Source organism: Methylobacterium sp. CCH7-A2, from assembly GCF_001557075.1.
In the GTDB taxonomy this organism is placed as follows: domain Bacteria; phylum Pseudomonadota; class Alphaproteobacteria; order Rhizobiales; family Beijerinckiaceae; genus Allobosea; species Allobosea massiliensis.
In genome coordinates this window covers 88,854-105,479 of record NZ_LSKN01000136.1, presented here as the reverse complement: position 1 = coordinate 105,479, position 16,626 = coordinate 88,854, and the positions used below count along the sequence as shown (strand labels likewise).

The following is a 16,626-nucleotide window of genomic DNA, read 5'->3' as shown; positions in this document are numbered from 1 at the left end:
ATCCCGGTCGACCTGCGGTCGCCCAGGATGACGGCGACGTTGTACCGATTACACACCGATCGTCTGCCGCTTGCGGCGCTCGTCATAGCTCGCCCGTGCGGCGCGGACTTCGGCGCGTTCGCTGACCTCCGGCACCGCGACATCCCACCAGGCGCCGCCCGCGCCGGTCGAGACCAGCGGGTCGGTGTCGATGACGACGACCGTGGTGCGGGTGTTTATCTTCGCCCGGGCCAGAGCAACTTCCAGTTCGGCGATCGAGGCGGCCTTCACGGCGATCGCGCCGAGGCTGGCGGCGTGCTGGACGAAGTCGATCTCGGGCAGGGTCTCGTGGCGGGCGTCCTTCAGCAGGTTGTTGAAGGAGGCGCTGCCGGTCGCGTTCTGGAGGCGGTTGATGCAGCCGAAGCCGCGATTGTCGAGCAGCACGATGGTGAGCCTGAGGCCGAGCATCACCGAGGTCGCGATCTCGGAGTTCATCATCAGATAGGAGCCGTCGCCGACCATGACGACGACCTCCTTGTCGGGCCGCGCCATCTTGGCGCCGAGCCCGCCGGCGATCTCGTAGCCCATGCAGGAGAACCCGTATTCGGCGTGGTAGGAGCCGGGCGAGCCCGCCTGCCAGAGCTTGTGCAATTCGCCGGGCAGGCCGCCGGCCGCATGCAGCAGGATGACCTCCGCGCCGAGGCTGCGCTGGACGGCGCCGATGACCTGAGCGTCCGAGGGCAGCGCGGCGTTGGTCGCGGCGGTGACCGCCGCGGCCTCCTTCCGCCACGCGGCCTTGCCGGCCTTGGCGTCGGCGGTCCAGCTCGCGGGTGCCTGCCAGCCAGCGAGGGCGTCGCGCAGTTCGGCGAGGCCCTCGCGGGCGTCCGCCACCAGCGGCAGGGCGCGGTGCTTGCCGGCGTCGAAGGCCTGAACGTTGAGGCCGATCACGCTCTTGCCGGCGGCGAAGAGCGCCCAGGAGCCGGTGGTGAAATCCTGCAGGCGCGTGCCCACCGCAAGGATCAGATCCGCCTCCGCCGCGAGGCGGTTGGCGGCGCCCGTGCCGGTGACGCCGACGGCGGCCATGTTCAGCGGCGCCTCATCGGGCAGGGCCGACTTGCCCCCTTGCGTCTCGCAGACGGGGATGCCGGTCTGCGTCGCAAAGCGGGCGAGTTCGTCGCTGGCGCCGGAATAGAGCACGCCGCCGCCGGCCACGATCAGCGGCTTCTGCGCGGCCTTCAGCGCGGTGGCCGCCGCCGCGAGTTCGGCCCGGTCGGGCCGCGGGCGGCGCGGCGTCCAGAGGCGCTCCTCGAAGAAGCTCTCGGGATAGTCATAGGCTTCCGCCTGCACGTCCTGGCAGAGCGCGAGCGTGACGGGTCCGCATTCGGCCGGATCGGTCAGCACCTGCATGGCGCGATGGAGCGCCGGGATGATCTGCTCGGGCCGGGTGATGCGGTCGAAATAGCGCGAGACCGGCTTGAAGCAATCATTGGCGGAGACGGTGCCGTCGCTGAAATGCTCGACCTGCTGGAGCACGGGGTCGGGAATGCGGTTGGCGAAAACGTCACCGGGCAGCAGAAGCACCGGCAGGCGGTTGACATGGGCGAGCGCCGCTGCGGTAACGAGATTGGTCGCGCCGGGGCCGATCGAGGTCGTCGCGGCCATGAAGCGGCGGCGCATGTTCGCCTTGGCATAGGCGATGGCCGCATGGGCCATGGCCTGCTCGTTATGGGCGCGGAAGGTCGGCAGGCGCTCGCGCTCCTGCCAGAGCGCCTCGCCGAGGCCCGCGACATTGCCATGGCCGAAGATCGCCCAGACGCCACCGAAGATGGGCAGGCGCTGCCCGTCGATCTCGGTCATCTGGCGGCTCAGATAGCGCGTCAGCGCCTGGGCCATGGTGAGGCGGATGGTGGCGGTCATGTCGGGATTCGACTCTCTGTACGATAACCGGCTGTCATCCCGGGCGAGCGGGGCGAGACCCGGGATCCATTCCGGAGCCTAACCCGCAAAGGCTCCGGAATAGGTCCCGGATCTCCGCTGCGCTCCGTCCGGGATGACCCGCGCGGGTGGAATGTCGGCATGGAGCCTACGCCGCCTTGCGGTCGCGGGTGGCGATCCAGAGCTCGGTCAGCGCGCCGAAGCGGCGGGCCATGTCGGCGATGGCGGTCTCGTCGTCCATGCGGCCGGCGAGCCAGGCTTCGGCTGCGGCCATGAAGATGGTGCGGCCGACGGCGAAGCCCTTGACGATGGGGGTGGCGGCGGTGGCGGCGAAGCCCGCCTCCAGCTCCTCGGCGGGGGCGTCGAGCCCGAGCAGCAGCACGCCGCGGCACCAGGGGTCGTTGCGGGCGATGGTCTGCTCGATCGCGGCCCAGGCGGCGGGCGAGGCCTGCGGCTCGAGCTTCCACCAGTCCGGCTTGATGCCGAGGTCGTAAAGCTCCTGCATAGCGCGGGCGATGGTGTCGGGGCCGAGCGGGCCGTGCTTGCCGGCGATGATCTCGACCAGCAATTCGCGGCCGACCTTGCGCGCCGCATCGAAGAGCGTGCGCAGCTTCTCCTGCTGGGCCTGCTTGAGCGCGGGCTCGTCGTCGGGATGGTAGAAGCAGAGCGCCTTGATGCAGTGATCGACCGGCCATTCCGGCAGAGCCGAGCCGATGTCCTGGCTGCCCTCGAAGCGCAGCGGCCGCGAGCCCGGCAGCTCGACCGGGCGGCCGAGCCAGGAGAAGGGGTGGCGGGCGAATTCGAACATCGCCTCGCGGCCATGCTTCTCGTCGAGCAGCATGCCGTAGCCCGGCCGGCCGGCCGCGACGCGGGCGGCCGCCTTGACGGCGAGCACCTTGAAGTCGCGGATGCGGGCGGGGTCGGCCCCGAGCTTCTGCGCGACCTCCTCGAGCTGGGCACGGTGGTCGCAGGCGAGCGCCATCAGCGAGGGGATGTCGCGGCGGCGCGTGGTCGCCCAGTGGATGTGGTTGATCGCCTCGTCCTTGCGGAGCGCGCGATGCGGGCTGCCGTTCCTGAGGAAATACTGCAGCTCCGCGAAGGTCGGGCTTTCGGGCGAGCAGAGCAGGCGCGAGACGGCGAAGGCACCGCAGGCATTGGCCCAGGTCGCCGCCGTCTGCAGGCTCTCGCCGCCGAGCCAGCCGCGCAGGAAGCCGGACATGAAGGCGTCGCCCGCGCCGAGCACATTGTAGACTTCGATCGGGAAGCCCTTGCCGACGATGCCGTCCTCGAGATCGTCGGAGATCGCGCCCTCATAGACGATGCAGCCCATCGGGCCGCGCTTGAGCACGATGGTGGCGGGGGTGAGCGCGCGGATCGTCTTGAGCGCCGGCAGCAACTCGCTCTCGCCCGAGGCGATCAGCACCTCTTCTTCCGTGCCGACGACGAGGTCGCAGCCGGGCAGGACGCTCTTCATCCGCTCCGAGACGGCGGCCGAGGCGATGTAGCGGTTGTCGCCGGCGGCATGGCCGGCGAGCCCCCAGAGATTGGGGCGGTAGTCGATGTCGAGGACGACCTTGCCGCCCTGCGCCCGCATCAGCCGCATCGCCTTGCGCTGGGCGGCCTCGGTGTTGGGCTTCGCGAAATGGGTGCCGGTGACGACGACGGCGCGGGCCGTGGCGAGGAAGGCCGCGTCGACGTCCGCTTCCTCCAGCGCCATGTCGGCGCAGTTCTCGCGGTAGAACAGCAGCGGGAAGGACTTGTCGCTCTCGACCGAGAGGATGGCGAGCGCGGTCAGCCGCGTCGGGTCGGTCTTCAGCCCGCCGAGATCGACGCCCTCGCGCGCGAGCTGCTCGCGCAGGAAGCGGCCGAACTGCTCGTCGCCGACGCGGGTCAGCAGGGCCGAGCGCAGGCCGAGCCGCGCGGTACCGATGGCGATGTTGGCCGGGCAACCGCCGACCGATTTGGCGAAGCTGCCGACATCCTCGAGCCGCGAGCCGATCTGCTGGCCGTAGAGATCGACCGATGCGCGCCCGATGGTGATGACGTCGAGCGACGGCGCGGGTCCGCCCTGCGATGCCGCCATGTCGTTCTCCCGGCTCTTCCTGCCCCTGGTCCCGGCTGCGCTGCGCGCTCCGGCGATCCGTCGCTTACGAAATAACAGTTCTACTTTCCAGTCAATTCGGAACGGACGTTCCCGATTGGGAGAAGGGGTCGAGGGCGTCAGGAAGAATTGCGCGCGCGGCCGCGCGGCTTGCCGGGCTTGCGGTCCCGGCGGGCGTCGCCGATGCCGACGGCGAGCGCCATCGACAGCGCCATGGTGGCCGAGAGCGTGCGGAAGCCGCCGAAATCAGCCTCCGCCACCTCGAACCAGAGCGTGGCGAACTGGACCAGCGGCGAGAAGGCGCTGTCGGTGATGGCGACGACCGGCACGCCGCGCTCCGAGAGCTGGCGGGCCTCGTTGATCGTCTCGGCCGCATAGGGCGAGAAGCTGACGGCGAGCGCGACGTCGCGCGGCGTCGCGAAGGAGAGAATCTCGGGACTCAGGCCGGCGGCCGATTCGACGAGCTGGTTGCGCACGCCGAGCTTGCCCAGCGCATAGGCCATGTAGCTCGCGACCGGATAGGAGCGCCGCCGCGCTATTATATAGACCGTTTCCGCCCCGGCCAGGGCCGCGATGGCGCGGTCGAGCTGCGCCTCGTCGAGCGAGCGGGCCATCAGGTCGAGCGAGGTACCGGATGCGGTCAGGAAGCCTTCGAGGATGCGGTGATTGGCGCCGTTGCCGCCGACATCGGCGCGCAGCGCGTTGAGCCGCTCCTCATAGCTCGAATTGCGCTCGCGCAGCCGTTCGCGGAAGACGCTCTGCAGGCTGGTGAAGCCATCGAAGCCGAGATGCTGGGCGAAGCGCACCAGCGTCGAGGGCTGGACGCCCGCGGCGTCGGCGATGCTGGCCGCCGTGCCGAAGGCGATCTCGTCGGGGTTGTCGAGCGCATAGGCGGCGACCTGGGCAATGCGCTTGGGCAGCGACTGGCGGCGGGCGAGGATCAGCGATCTCAGGCCGTCGAAATCGCGAGGGGCCGAAAGGGCCGTCTCGTCCGTCATGCCATCTCTCTCCCGGCCGCGCGCGGCTTCGCCACCCCTTACTGGCAGCGCGCGCGGAATGGATCAAGTGTTCCAGCGATGGAACGCGCCGCGCCGTGCTCGCCGTCCCCGCTGGATCGCCGGCCCGCGCCATGGCACGCAGCCTGCAGGCGCCGCGCGCCCACGCCAAGAGAGCGAGACGCAATGAAGATCCTGCTGCTGAACCCCAACACCAGCGAAAGCCTGACGACCCGGCTGCTCGATGCGGCGGTACAGGTCGTCGGGCCGGAGACGCAGATCGTGCCCGCCACGGCCCCGCGCGGCGTTCCTTACATCTCGACGCGGGCGGAGGCGCAGATCGGCGGCGCGATCGCGCTGGAGATGCTGGCGGAGCGGGCGGGCAGCTATGACGCGGCGGTGATCGCGGCCTTCGGCGATCCCGGCCTGTTCGCAGCGCGCGAATTGTTCGAGGTGCCGGTGGTCGGCATGGCGGAGGCGGCGATGCTGACGGCCTGCATGCTCGGCCGACGCTTTGCCATCGTCACCTTCGCGAGCGCGCTTGGGCCCTGGTACCAGGAATGCGTCGAGATGCACGGCATGGCCGATCGCTGCGCCGGGATCCGCATGCTCGACGGCGCCTTCCGGTCGATCTCGGATGTGCAGGAGGAGAAGGAGGAGCTGCTGGTCGCGCTCGCCAATGACGCGGTCGCGAGCACGCAGGCCGATGTGGTGATCCTGGCCGGGGCGCCGCTGGCGGGGCTGGCGGCGAAGGTTCGCGAGCGCATTCCCGTGCCGGTGATCGACCAGGTTCAGGCGGCGGTGCGGCAGGCGCAAACGCTGGCGCTGCTGCGCCCGCTCAAGGCGCGCACGGGCAGCTTCGCGCGCCCTGCGGGCAAGGAGAGCGTCGGGCTGGCGGGACCGCTGGCGGACTGGATCGCAAGGCGGGGGTGAGGACTCTGTTAGCCGTGAACGCGTAAAACGGACGGGAACGCCCAATCATCGGGGCTCGATCCATCATGCGAATGGATTTAGCCCCCAGTTGGAGGTTTCCATCGATGCCGGCACGAATGAAGAAGCCGCACGGTTCGGTGGCGCAATGAAGAGGACGAGGCCGGCTTCGGAAGGAATGGTGTTGGTCGGGATGGCGTTGCCTCGCAGGGGTGTCTCCCCGTCTTCCGGATGCCGGTGAGCGGTTCGCCATGCTGAAGCGCGTCGCCATGATCGTTGCGGCCCCGCTGCTGATCCTGATTGGCCTCAAGGCTTGCTGGTCCATCGCCTTCCCGACAAACAGCTTCCGCTACAAGTTGACGGTTGAGGTCAACACTCCTGATGGCGTGAAGTCCGGCTTCAGCGTGGTCGAGGTGTTCGAGACGAAGCAGCCCCGAGGCTTCTCGGGCGGCATGCGCATCGTCGGCGAGGCCGTGACCGTCGATCTGGGTGCGCGAGGACCGATTTTTGTGCTGTTGAAGAACGGCTCGCGCGAGGAAGGCTTCAACTCCGAACCGGGCTCGATCGTCTACTCGGCCTTTCCGAGGGATAGCCGGCCAGGGCATAGGGGCGGTGAGGCCCTGCCCGAGAACCTGAAACGCTATCGTGACGAGCATCTGGTGGCGCCCCTTCGGCCCGAACAAATGCCGTTGATGGTCCGTTTCCTCGATCCGCGTGATCCAAAGACGGTTTCACGTGTCGATCCAACCAATATCGCAGCGAGCTTCGGCCCCGGTTATGGTTTCAAGAGCGCAACACTGGAGACAACGCGTGATCCTGTGACCGTCGGTGTCCAGAGATATTTGCCGTCATTTGGCCCGGAAACCGGCTTTGGCGAATGGATTAGCAAAATTCCGTCTTGGGATTTTCGATCTATAACGTTGTCCGAATTCAAGAGAGGCGCGTGATCGGCGCGGCTGTGCCGTTGACGGCGCAGGGCGGGCTTTGAGCGGCCGGCGGGCAAGGAGAGCGTCGGTCTGGCGGGGCCGCTGGCGGAGTGGATCGCGCGGCGTGGGTGACCGTCGCAACTTGCAGCCAGAACCACCCCCGTCATCCTGGACAAGCCGCGCTGCGGCGCAGGCCGGGATCCATCATCGGGCTCCGCGGCGCCCGATGATGGATCCCGGTCGGCCTTTGGCCGCCCAGGATGACGGCGCGTTTCAGAGCATGATCGGAATGACGGCAGACCTCTACCCCACCCCGCTCGCGCCGCAGGTCTGGCCGCCGTCGACCGGCAGGCAGACGCCCGTGATGAACTTCGCCTCGTCGGAGGCGAGGAAGACGGCGGCGTTGGCGATGTCCCAGGCGGTGCCCATCTTGCCCATCGGCACGAGCGCGTCGCGGGCGGCGACCATCTCCTCGACGGAGGGGTACTGCGCCGAGATCTGCTTGTAGATCATCGGCGTGTCGATCAGCCCGGGCATGATGCAGTTCGCCCGGATGCCTTGCCTTGCGTATTGCATGGCGAGCGCCACCGTCGCCTGGTTCACGGCGGCCTTGGTCGCGTAATAGGCGAAATAGGGATAGCCGACCCAGCGGATCGCCGCGATCGAGGAGATGTTGACGATCGCGCCGCCGCCGCCTGCCAGCATATGCGGGATCACGGCCTTGGAGCAGCGGTAGACCGGGCCGAGATTGAGGTCGATCGCGGCCTGGAACTGCTCCTCCGACAGTTCGACCGGCCCGCCCATATGGGTGACGCCGACATTGTTGTGGAGGATGTTGATGCGGCCGAAGCGAGTCATCGTCGCCGCCACGGCCGAGTCGATTGAGGCCTGGCGGGTCACGTCGGCGGCGAGCGCGATGGCGACACCGCCCTCGCCATTGATGATCGCCGCGGTCTCCTCGGCCGCCGCCTGGCTGATGTCGATACAGGCGACGCGCGCGCCCTCGCGGGCGAAGGCGACGGCCGCCGCCTTGCCATTGCCCCAGCCCTCGCCGGAGGAGCCGGCGCCGAAGACGACGGCGATCTTGCCCTTAAGGCGGTCGGCCATGGTGGACGCTCTTCGATCGGTTGCAGAAACGGGCCGTCATTGCGAGGAGGCGCAGCCGACGAAGCAATCCAGAGCGGCAGAGCGCTTCAGTCTGGATTGCTTCGCTGCGCTCGCAATGACTGCTGAGCAGCCTCAGCTCAGCGAGCCGCCGACGGCCTTCTCGAGGATGCCCCAGGCCTCGTCGCCGTACTTCTTCTTCCACTCGGCGTAGAAGCCGGCCTTGCGCAGGGCGTCGCGGAAGGCCTCCGCCTTGGTCTCGTTGAAGACCATGCCCTTGGACGTCAGGTCGTCGCGCAGGCCGGCGTTGAGCTTGGCGACGTCGGCTCGCTCCAGCTCGGCGGCGGCGTTGAGGTTCTTGGCGACGATGGCGCGCAGATCCTCCGGCAGACGCTCCCAGGCGCGGCGGTTGCCGAGGAACCAGAAGCCGTCCCACATATGGTTGGTGACGGAGAGATATTTCTGCACCTCGAAGAGCTTGGCTGTCGAGATGATCGCGAGCGGGTTCTCCTGCGCATCGACGATCTTGGTCTGCAGCGCGGTGTAGACCTCGGCGAAGTTGATGCTCGCCGGGGCCGACTGGAAGGCGGTAAACATCGAGGTCCAGAGCGGCGAGACCGGCACGCGGATCTTCAGGCCCTTGAGATCGTCGGGGGTGTTGATCGGGCCCTTGGACGAGGTGATCTGGCGGAAGCCGTTGTCCCAGATCTTGTCCATGACGACGAGGTTGGCCTTCTGGATCTGGCCGCGGACATAGGCGCCGAGCTCGCCGTCCATCGCCTTCCAGACGGCGTCGTAGTTCGGGAAGGCGAAGCCGATGCCCGAGACCGAGGCGTTGGGCACGAGCGTCGAGAGGATCAGCGGCGACAGCGTGAAGAACTCGACGCCGCCCGAGCGGACCTGGCTCAGCATGTCGGTGTCGGAGCCGAGCTGGTTGTTCGGGAAGATCTGGATGACGACCCGACCATTGGTCTCGGCCTTGATCTTCTCCACCGCCTCGTTGGCACGCTGGTTCATCGGATGCGTCAGCGGCAGGTTGTTGGCGTATTTGTAGGTGAACTCGGCGCTCTGGGCCGAGGCACGGCCGATCGAGAAGGTGCCGATGGCGGAGGCTGCGGCGGTGCCCTGCAGCAGGGTGCGGCGTGAGATGGTCATGGTCGTTTCTCCCAGTGGTTTGTTATGGGGTGTTCGGGTCGGCGTCACAGCACCCAGGTCGAGAGGCCGGGCACGACGGCGATGACGACGAGGCCGATGAGCAGGGCGATGAGATAGGGCCAGATCGCGCCCATCGCCTCGTCGGGCGAGACGTTGCCGATCTTGCAGGCGATGTAGAAGCCGATGCCGATCGGCGGGGTCATCAGGCCGATGTTCATCGCCGTGACCACCACCATCGAGTAGTGCACGTCGTTGATGCCGAGGTTCTTGGCGATCGGGAACATCAGCGGCGCCATCAGCACGATGGCCGGCAGGCCCTCGAGCACGCAGCCCAGCACCATGAAGACGACGATGGTGACGGCCATGAAGGTCAGCCAGCCGCCGGGCAGCCCGGTCATGAAGGCGGCGAGGTCGCGGGCGAAACCTGTCTGCGTCAGGGCCCAGGCCATGGCGAGCGCCGTGCCGAGGATCATCAGGATCGCGCCGGACAGGGCCGCGGTCTCGACCAGCATCGCATAGAGCTTGCGCCCGCTGATGCCGCCATAGAGCACCATGCCGATGATCAGCGCGTAGAGCACTGCGATGGTGGAGACCTCGGTCGCGGTGGCGACGCCGCCGCCGACCGCGGCGCGGATGATGAAGGGCAGCACCAGGGCCGGCCCCGCGACCAGCGCCGTCTTGCCGATGACGCCGAAGGAGAGCCGGCGCACGCCCGCCATGTCCTCGTGCCGCGCCTTCCAGCGGGCGAGAACGGCGAGCGCCAGCAGCAGCACCATGGCGATGGCGAAGCCGGCGTTGAACAGCCCGGCGATCGAGACTCCGGCGACGGAGCCGAGCACGATCAGCACGATCGAGGGCGGCACCGTGTCGGCCATCGCCGCGCCGGTGGACAAAAGCGCGATCAGCTCCTTGGGCTGGTAGCCGCGCCGCTTCATCTCCGGGAAGAGGGCGGGCGCCACGGTCGCCATGTCCGAGACCTTGGAGCCGGAAATGCCCGAGACCAGGAAGAGCGAGCCGAGCAGCACATAGGACATGCCGGCGCGGATATGGCCGAGCATCGACGCCAGGAAATCGACGATCGCCTTGCCCATGCCGGTGGCGTCGAGGATGCAGCCGAGCAGCACGAAGATCGGCACCGAGAGCAGGATGATGCTCGACATGCCCTCGTCCATGCGGCCGACCATCACCAGCATCGGCACATTGGTCGAGAAGACGAGGAAGCAGAGCGTGCCCATGCCGAAGCAGAAGGCGATCGGCACGCCGGCCGCGAGGCAGAGCGCCACGATGATGACGAGGAAGATCAGGATGTTGCCGTAACCCAGCCCCTTGAAGGTCGGCGTCAGCCACCAGAAGGCGAGGCCGAGGGCGAGGATCAGCGCCGCCGCCAGGGCGAGGTCGCGCAGCGTCGAGCTGCGCCAGGCGTGGCGCAGCGCCAGCAGCGCCATCAGCACGATGCCGGTCGCGAGCGCCGAGACGCGCCAGCTGTTGGGGATGTTGAGCGCGGCCGAGGTGACGAAGCTCTCCTCGATCGCATAGTCGATCGCCGGGTAGATCATCGCCAGCAGGAAGGCGGCGACGACGAGCAGCGCGAAGCTGTTGGCGAAGCCGCGCAGGCGCTCCGGCATCATGCCGACGAACAGTGTCAGCCGCAGATGCTCGTTGCGGTCGATCGCGATGGCGGAGCCGAGCATGGCGAGCCAGAGGAAGGAGATCGAGGCGACTTCGTCGATCCAGATCACCGGCAGAGAGAAGACGTAGCGCGAGGTCACGCCCAGCAGCAGCACGCCGATGATCAGCGCGACGAGCGCGGCCGCAATCGCCTCGACCGGGCGCATGAAGGGCGAGCCCGGGCGGACGTCCTCGAGCTCGGCGATGGTTTCGGGCAGGGCGATCCTGTCGGCGACGTCGACCATGGCGGCGCTCAGCCTTCGCGGCGTGCGGCGCGGCGGTGCAGCGCTGCGCAAACGAGGCGGCTGCCCGCGATGAGGGGCTCTATCGGCATGTCGTCGTCCTCCCGGTCGCATCGCGCTCGTTTTGGCTTGTCGGGCAGCCGGCGGTGCGGTCCACATCGTGATCGGGATCACCATGGAACGGCGCGGAGATTACACGACAACCCTCGCATTGCAATCCGCAAAAGCCCGATCTAGGCTCACGGGATAAGAATAAGGTCCATATGGTGGACCCTTAGCGAGGACGCTTCGTGGGAGCTAGCGAGGAGGCGCGGTCCGGCCTATCCGGTTCGCAGAGCGTTGACCGCGCCCTGCAACTGCTCGCGCTCGTCGGCCGCGAGCCGGCGGGCGGGCTTCCGCTGGCCGACATCGTCGCCGGCAGCGGCCTCAACAAGCCGACGGCGCGGCGGCTGCTGCTGGCGCTGATGCGGGCGGGGCTGATCGAGCAGGAGCCGCAGACGCGGCATTACTGCCTTGGCGAGGAAGCCTTCGTGCTCGGCGTGCTGGCGGCCCGCCGGCATGGTCTGCTCGAACTCGCGATGGAGAGCCTGCGCCGCCTCGCGGCCGTCTCCATGGATACGAGCTTCCTGTCGGTCCGGCGCGACAATTACTGCGTCTGCCTGCATCGCGAGGAGGGCACCTATCCGGTGCGGACCCATGCGCTGCAGACCGGCGACCAGCACCCGCTCGGCGTCGGGGCCGGCTCGCTCGCGCTGCTCGCCGTGATGCCGGACGACGATGTGGACCGCATCATGGCCGCCAATGCGCCCGTCCTGACGACGCGCTATCCCGGCTTCGCGCCGGAGGTCATCCGCGCCGATCTGGCGGCTGCGCGGCAGCGCGGCTTCGCCCTCAACCCCGGACGGCTGGTCGCCAGCTCCTGGGGGATCGGCATGGCCTTCCGCTATCCGGACGGGCGCGTCGCCGGCGCGCTCAGCCTCGCCGCCATCGACAGCCGCATGGGGCCGGAGCGGCAGCAGGAGCTGGCCGCCCATCTGCGCGCCGAGGCCGCCGCGATGGAGCGGCGGCTTTCGGAGATGTTCGGGCCGGGTCGCACGGTTGCCGGCCGCGGCGGGCGGCCCGTCGCGGCGGCAGTCGAGGCGAGGCGGGTGTGATGGTCGCGGACCTTTTCGTGTTGCCCGACAGACCGTCGTGGCTCGGGTCATCCCGGACAAGCCGCGTCAGCGGCGCCGATCCGGGATCCATGCCTGAACCGTTCCGGAATGGGTCCCGGGTCTTCGCTTCGCTGCGCCCGGGACGACCGCGCCCTACCGCCCTGGAGAGATCAACATGATGCAACAGCAAGCCATGGCCCCCGTAGGCGGCGTCGTGCCGATGACGCGACGGGTGATGAATCTCGGCCATATTGTCGCGCAGAACGGGCGGCGCCTGGCGGCCCACCCCGCCTTCGTCTGGGGTGAGCTGACGCTGAGCTGGGCCGATCTCGATGCGCAGGTCTCGGCGCTGGCGGCGGGCCTGCGGGCGCGCGGCATCGGCAAGGGCGACCGCATCCTGGTGCATTCCAAGAACTGCGACGCGATGTTCGTGTCGATGTTCGCGACCTTCCGGATCGGCGCGGTCTGGGTGCCGACCAATTTCCGGCTGCTGCCGGACGAGGTCGCCTATCTCTCGACCTCCTCGGGCGCGAAGGCCTTTCTCTGCCATGGCGACTTTCCCGACCATGCGGCGGCGGTCGCGAAGGCCGCGCCGGCACCGGATTTCACCTGGCGGATCGGGGCAGGCGCCTTCGGCGAGGACGAGGTCGGCGCCGTTATCGCCCGTCACAAAGGCGAGCGCGTCGCGGATGTCGCCGTCGAGCATGACGATCCCTGCTGGTTCTTCTTCACCTCGGGCACGACCGGGCGCTCCAAGGCCGCGGTGCTGACCCATGGCCAGATGGGCTTCGTCATCACCAACCATCTCTGCGACCTCGTGCCCGGCACGACGGAAGCCGATTGCTCGCTGGTGGTGGCGCCGCTCTCGCATGGCGCCGGCGTTCATCAGCTGATGCTGGCTTCGCGCGGGGCGGCCTCGATCCTGCTGCCGACCGAGCGCTTCGACATCGACGAGGCCTGGCGGCTGATCGCGCGCCACCGCGTCACCAGCCTGTTCACCGTGCCGACGATCCTGAAGATGCTGGTCGAGCATCCGGCGGTCGAGCAGCACGACCATTCGAGCCTGCGCTATGTCATCTATGCGGGCGCGCCGATGTATCGCGAGGACCAGAAGCGTGCGCTTGCCACGCTGGGCTCCGTGCTCGTGCAGTATTTCGGGCTGGGCGAGGTCACCGGCAACATCACCGTGCTGCCGCCCTCGCTGCATGTCGCCGAGGACGGGCCGCAGGCACGAGTCGGCAGCTGCGGCTATGCCCGTACCGCGATGCAGGTCCAGATCCAGGACGAGGCCGGCGAGGAGGTCGCGTCCGGCGTCCAGGGCGAGATCTGCGTGATCGGCCCGGCGGTCTTCGCCGGCTATTACGACAACCCGGAAGCCAATGCGAAGTCGTTCCGGAACGGCTGGTTCCGCACCGGCGATCTCGGCCACATGGACGAGGAGGGCTTCGTCTACATCACCGGCCGCGCCTCGGACATGTACATCTCCGGCGGCTCGAACATCTATCCGCGCGAGATCGAGGAGAAGATCCTGACCCATCCCGCCATCGCGGAGGTCGCGGTGCTTGGCGTCCCCGATCCGGTCTGGGGAGAGATCGGGGTCGCCGTCTGCGTCTGTCGCGGCGGGGCCCGCGCCGACGAGGCGGAGATCGCCGGTTTCCTCGCCGAGAAGATCGCCCGCTACAAGATGCCCAAGCGCTTCTTCTTCTGGGAGGCGCTGCCGAAATCGGGATACGGCAAGGTGCCCAAGCGCCTCGTGCGCGACGAGTTGGAAGCGCGCGGGCAGCTGGACTGGCTGAGGGGGCAGGGCTCGTGAGGCGCATCCAGCAGCCCGGGCCGGAGACGCCCGGCCGCATCCAATGGGCGGAGTGCCACGGCCTGCGCTTCCCGCTGACGCTGCAACCCGGCCTGACGCTGCTCGAGGCCGTCCGGCGCGGTTTCGCCGCCGCCGGCTTCGTCAGCGGGACGGTGAAGCTCGACGGGCTTTCGCTCTCGCCCTTCGCCTATGTGATGCCGGCGCTGTCGCAGACGCCGGAGCATGCGGCCTTCTACAGCGGCACATTCAGGCCTGTGGGCGTCGCCCGCATCGAGGTGGGCGCGATGACCTTCGGCCTGCGCGACGGCGCGCCTTTCTTCCATGCCCATGCGCTCTGGGTCGAGGGCGACGGGCGGCGCAGCGGCGGCCATATCCTGCCCGACGAGACGATGGTGGCGGAGGAGATCACGCTTTCGGCGGTGGGGCTCGACGGCGCCGCCTTCCTCGGCGAGGTCGATCCGGAAACGAACTTCAAGCTGTTCGGGCCGCGGCCGGCGGGGCCGCTCGGCGCCACGCGCGAGGGCCGCTTTTTCGCGCTGCGCGTCAAGCCGAACATCGATTTTTGCGGGGCGCTGGAGGGGTTCTGCGCCGAGCGCGGCATCGGGCGGGCGACCATCCATGGCGGCGTCGGCTCGACCATCGGCGCGCGTTTTGAGGGTGGCGGTCTCGTCGAGAACTTCGCCACCGAGGTCGCGATCACGGGTGGGCTGATTGTGGATGACGGCGGCGGGCCGGAGGCGCAGATCGACGTCGCGCTGGTCGACTACACCGGGGCCATGGCGGCGGGACGCTACCGGCGCGGCGACAACCCGGTGCTGATGACCTTCGAGCTGGTGCTGGAGGTGGAGTAGAGCGCGCGCCGGGCGCACGTCATTCTCGGGCGGAGCAAAGCGCAGACCCGAGAATCTCAGGACGGTAGGCCTCCTCCGGCCAGAGATGCTCGGGTCAAGCCCGAGCATGACGCCTTTCAGCCCGCTTGCCCCTGTTGCATCCGCGCCATCTCCCTGTCCCGCAGATCCTTGCGCCGGATCTTGCCGGTCGCGGTCATCGGCAGCTCCGTCACGAACTCGACATGACGGGGGTACTGGTAGGCGGCGAGCCGGTTGCGCACGAAAGCCTGGATCTCGGCGGCCAGCGCCTCGGATGGCGCGATGCCGGGCCGCGGCAGCACGAAGGCCTTCACGGCTTCGGTGCGGATCGGGTCCGGCACGCCGACGACCGCGACCATCAGCACGGCCTCGTGGCGCATGATGCAATCCTCGATGTCGCCCGGCCCGATCCGGTAGGAGCCCGAGGAGATGATGTCGTCGTCGCGGCCCTGGAACCAGAGATAGCCCTCCTCGTCGCAATGGCCGGTGTCGCCGGTGAGGAGCCAGTCGCCGGCGAATTTCGCCGCCGTTTCCTCGGGCTGGCGCCAGTAGCCCAGCATCATGACGGGATCGGGCCGCGCCACCGCGATCAGGCCCGGCGTGGCCGCGGGCAGGGGCTCGCCCTCGGACGAGACCACCGCGACGCGGTGGCCCGGCACGGCGCGGCCCATCGAGCCGGGGCGGATCGGGAAGAGATCGGCATTGTTGGCGACGAGCAGATTGGCTTCCGTCTGGCCGTAGAACTCGTTGACCGCGAAGCCGAAGGTCTCAGCGCTCCAGTCCAGCATGTCGGCGCCGAGCGTCTCGCCGCCGCTGCCGATCGAGCGCATCGCGTAGCCGAAGCGGCGGGGCTCGCGGACCTGGCGCATCAGCTTGAGCGCCGTCGGCGGCAGGAAGGCGTTGCGGACCCTGTGCCGCGCCATCAGCTCGAAGGCGGCCTCGGGATCGAATTTGCGGGCGCGCGAGGCCAGGACCGGCACGCCGAAATAGAGGCTCGGCAGCAGCACGTCGAGCAAACCGCCGATCCAGGCCCAATCGGCCGGAGTCCAGAACAGGTCGCCGGCCTGCGGGAAGAAGGCCTGCGGCATCTGCACGCCCGGCAGATGGCCGAGCAGGACGCGATGGGCATGGAGCGCGCCCTTCGGCTTTCCCGTGGTGCCGGAGGTGTAGATGATGACGGCGGGATCGTCGGCGCTTGTGTCGACCGGCGTGAAGGCGTCGGAGGCCTTCGCCATCTCGCTCGCGAGGTCGAGCGTGCCGCCGGGGCCGGGACCGTCGGCCAGGATGATCAGCCGCAGATCCGGCAGGGCGTGGCGGATCGCCTCGATCTTCGGCAGGTTTTCGGCATCCGTGATCAGCGCCGCTGCCCCGCTGTGCTGCAGCCGGTGTTCCAGCGCCTCGGGCCCGAACTGGATGAAGAGCGGCAGCGCGATGGCGCCCAACTTGTAGACCGCGAGATGGGCCATGGCGGTTTCCGGACGCTGCGGCAGCAGGATGCCGACACGCTCGCCCGCCGCGACGCCGTGCCCGCGTAGCAGATTGGCGATGCGGTTGGAGGCGCGCCTGAGGTCGTCGAAGGAGAGCGTGACGAGCCCCGCCGCCCCGTCCTCATAGAGCAGCGCCGGCTTAACTGTCCCGTCGGCATGGCGGTCGCAGCACGCGACGCCGATGTTGAACCGTTCGGGGATGGCCCAGCGGAACCGCTCGAGGGTTTCGCCATAGGTCGCGTGGCGCTGGAGCATCGGCCTCACCTGC

12 protein-coding genes are annotated in these 16,626 nt (G+C 68.7%); 5 read left to right on the top strand and 7 right to left on the bottom strand.

The window, feature by feature from the left end:
- Window positions 1–48: 48 nt before the first annotated feature.
- The 3 genes from iolD to AX750_RS11980 form a co-directional block, all read right to left on the bottom strand.
- Window positions 49–1,896, bottom strand: a complete 1,848-nt coding sequence (iolD, locus tag AX750_RS11990; RefSeq protein WP_066726113.1) for a 3D-(3,5/4)-trihydroxycyclohexane-1,2-dione acylhydrolase (decyclizing) — start codon at window positions 1,894–1,896, stop codon at window positions 49–51.
- A gap of 166 nt (window positions 1,897–2,062) precedes the next feature.
- Complete coding sequence (gene iolC / locus AX750_RS11985; protein WP_066726116.1) at window positions 2,063–3,997, bottom strand: 5-dehydro-2-deoxygluconokinase; 1,935 nt, start codon at window positions 3,995–3,997, stop codon at window positions 2,063–2,065.
- Window positions 3,998–4,134: 137 nt separating this feature from the next.
- Entirely contained in the window at window positions 4,135–5,013 is an 879-nt protein-coding gene (locus tag AX750_RS11980; RefSeq protein WP_066726119.1) for a MurR/RpiR family transcriptional regulator, read from the bottom strand.
- Window positions 5,014–5,196: 183 nt separating this feature from the next.
- Between AX750_RS11980 and AX750_RS11975 the strand changes: the two genes are divergently transcribed.
- Together AX750_RS11975 and AX750_RS11970 are read left to right on the top strand one after the other, a co-directional pair.
- Window positions 5,197–5,943, top strand: a complete 747-nt coding sequence (locus AX750_RS11975) for an aspartate/glutamate racemase family protein (protein ID WP_066726122.1) — start codon at window positions 5,197–5,199, stop codon at window positions 5,941–5,943.
- Window positions 5,944–6,191: 248 nt separating this feature from the next.
- Window positions 6,192–6,887 (top strand): hypothetical protein, encoded by a 696-nt coding sequence (locus tag AX750_RS11970; RefSeq protein ID WP_066726125.1) that lies wholly within the window; start codon window positions 6,192–6,194, stop codon window positions 6,885–6,887.
- Between the two features lie 282 nt (window positions 6,888–7,169).
- On the opposite strand, the gene AX750_RS11965 is transcribed toward AX750_RS11970, so the two are convergent.
- The 3 genes from AX750_RS11965 to AX750_RS11955 form a co-directional block, all read right to left on the bottom strand.
- A complete protein-coding gene (locus tag AX750_RS11965) occupies window positions 7,170–7,973 on the bottom strand; it encodes a glucose 1-dehydrogenase (RefSeq protein ID WP_066726128.1) in 804 nt (267 codons plus the stop codon).
- A 132-nt stretch (window positions 7,974–8,105) separates the two neighbouring features.
- The gene (locus tag AX750_RS11960) at window positions 8,106–9,125 is read right to left on the bottom strand and encodes a TRAP transporter substrate-binding protein (protein ID WP_066726131.1); all 1,020 of its coding nucleotides are present in this window, start codon (window positions 9,123–9,125) and stop codon (window positions 8,106–8,108) included.
- A 44-nt stretch (window positions 9,126–9,169) separates the two neighbouring features.
- Window positions 9,170–11,038: a TRAP transporter large permease subunit gene (locus tag AX750_RS11955; protein ID WP_066726134.1), complete on the bottom strand. Its 1,869-nt coding sequence runs from the start codon at window positions 11,036–11,038 to the stop codon at window positions 9,170–9,172.
- Window positions 11,039–11,325: 287 nt separating this feature from the next.
- Between AX750_RS11955 and AX750_RS11950 the strand changes: the two genes are divergently transcribed.
- The 3 genes from AX750_RS11950 (at window position 11,326) to AX750_RS11940 (ending at window position 14,853) form a co-directional block, all read left to right on the top strand.
- Complete coding sequence (locus AX750_RS11950; protein ID WP_066726136.1) at window positions 11,326–12,189, top strand: IclR family transcriptional regulator; 864 nt, start codon at window positions 11,326–11,328, stop codon at window positions 12,187–12,189.
- A 178-nt stretch (window positions 12,190–12,367) separates the two neighbouring features.
- Window positions 12,368–14,002: an acyl-CoA synthetase gene (locus AX750_RS11945; RefSeq protein WP_156446690.1), complete on the top strand. Its 1,635-nt coding sequence runs from the start codon at window positions 12,368–12,370 to the stop codon at window positions 14,000–14,002.
- On the top strand, window positions 13,999–14,853 hold the full coding sequence (locus AX750_RS11940) for a DUF296 domain-containing protein (protein WP_066726139.1): 855 nt from the start codon (window positions 13,999–14,001) through the stop codon (window positions 14,851–14,853). The genes AX750_RS11945 and AX750_RS11940 overlap by 4 nt, the downstream gene beginning before the upstream one ends.
- A gap of 116 nt (window positions 14,854–14,969) precedes the next feature.
- Here AX750_RS11940 and AX750_RS11935 read toward each other — a convergent pair whose 3' ends face one another.
- Complete coding sequence (locus AX750_RS11935) at window positions 14,970–16,613, bottom strand: acyl-CoA synthetase (RefSeq protein ID WP_066726148.1); 1,644 nt, start codon at window positions 16,611–16,613, stop codon at window positions 14,970–14,972.
- Window positions 16,614–16,626 lie beyond the last annotated feature (13 nt).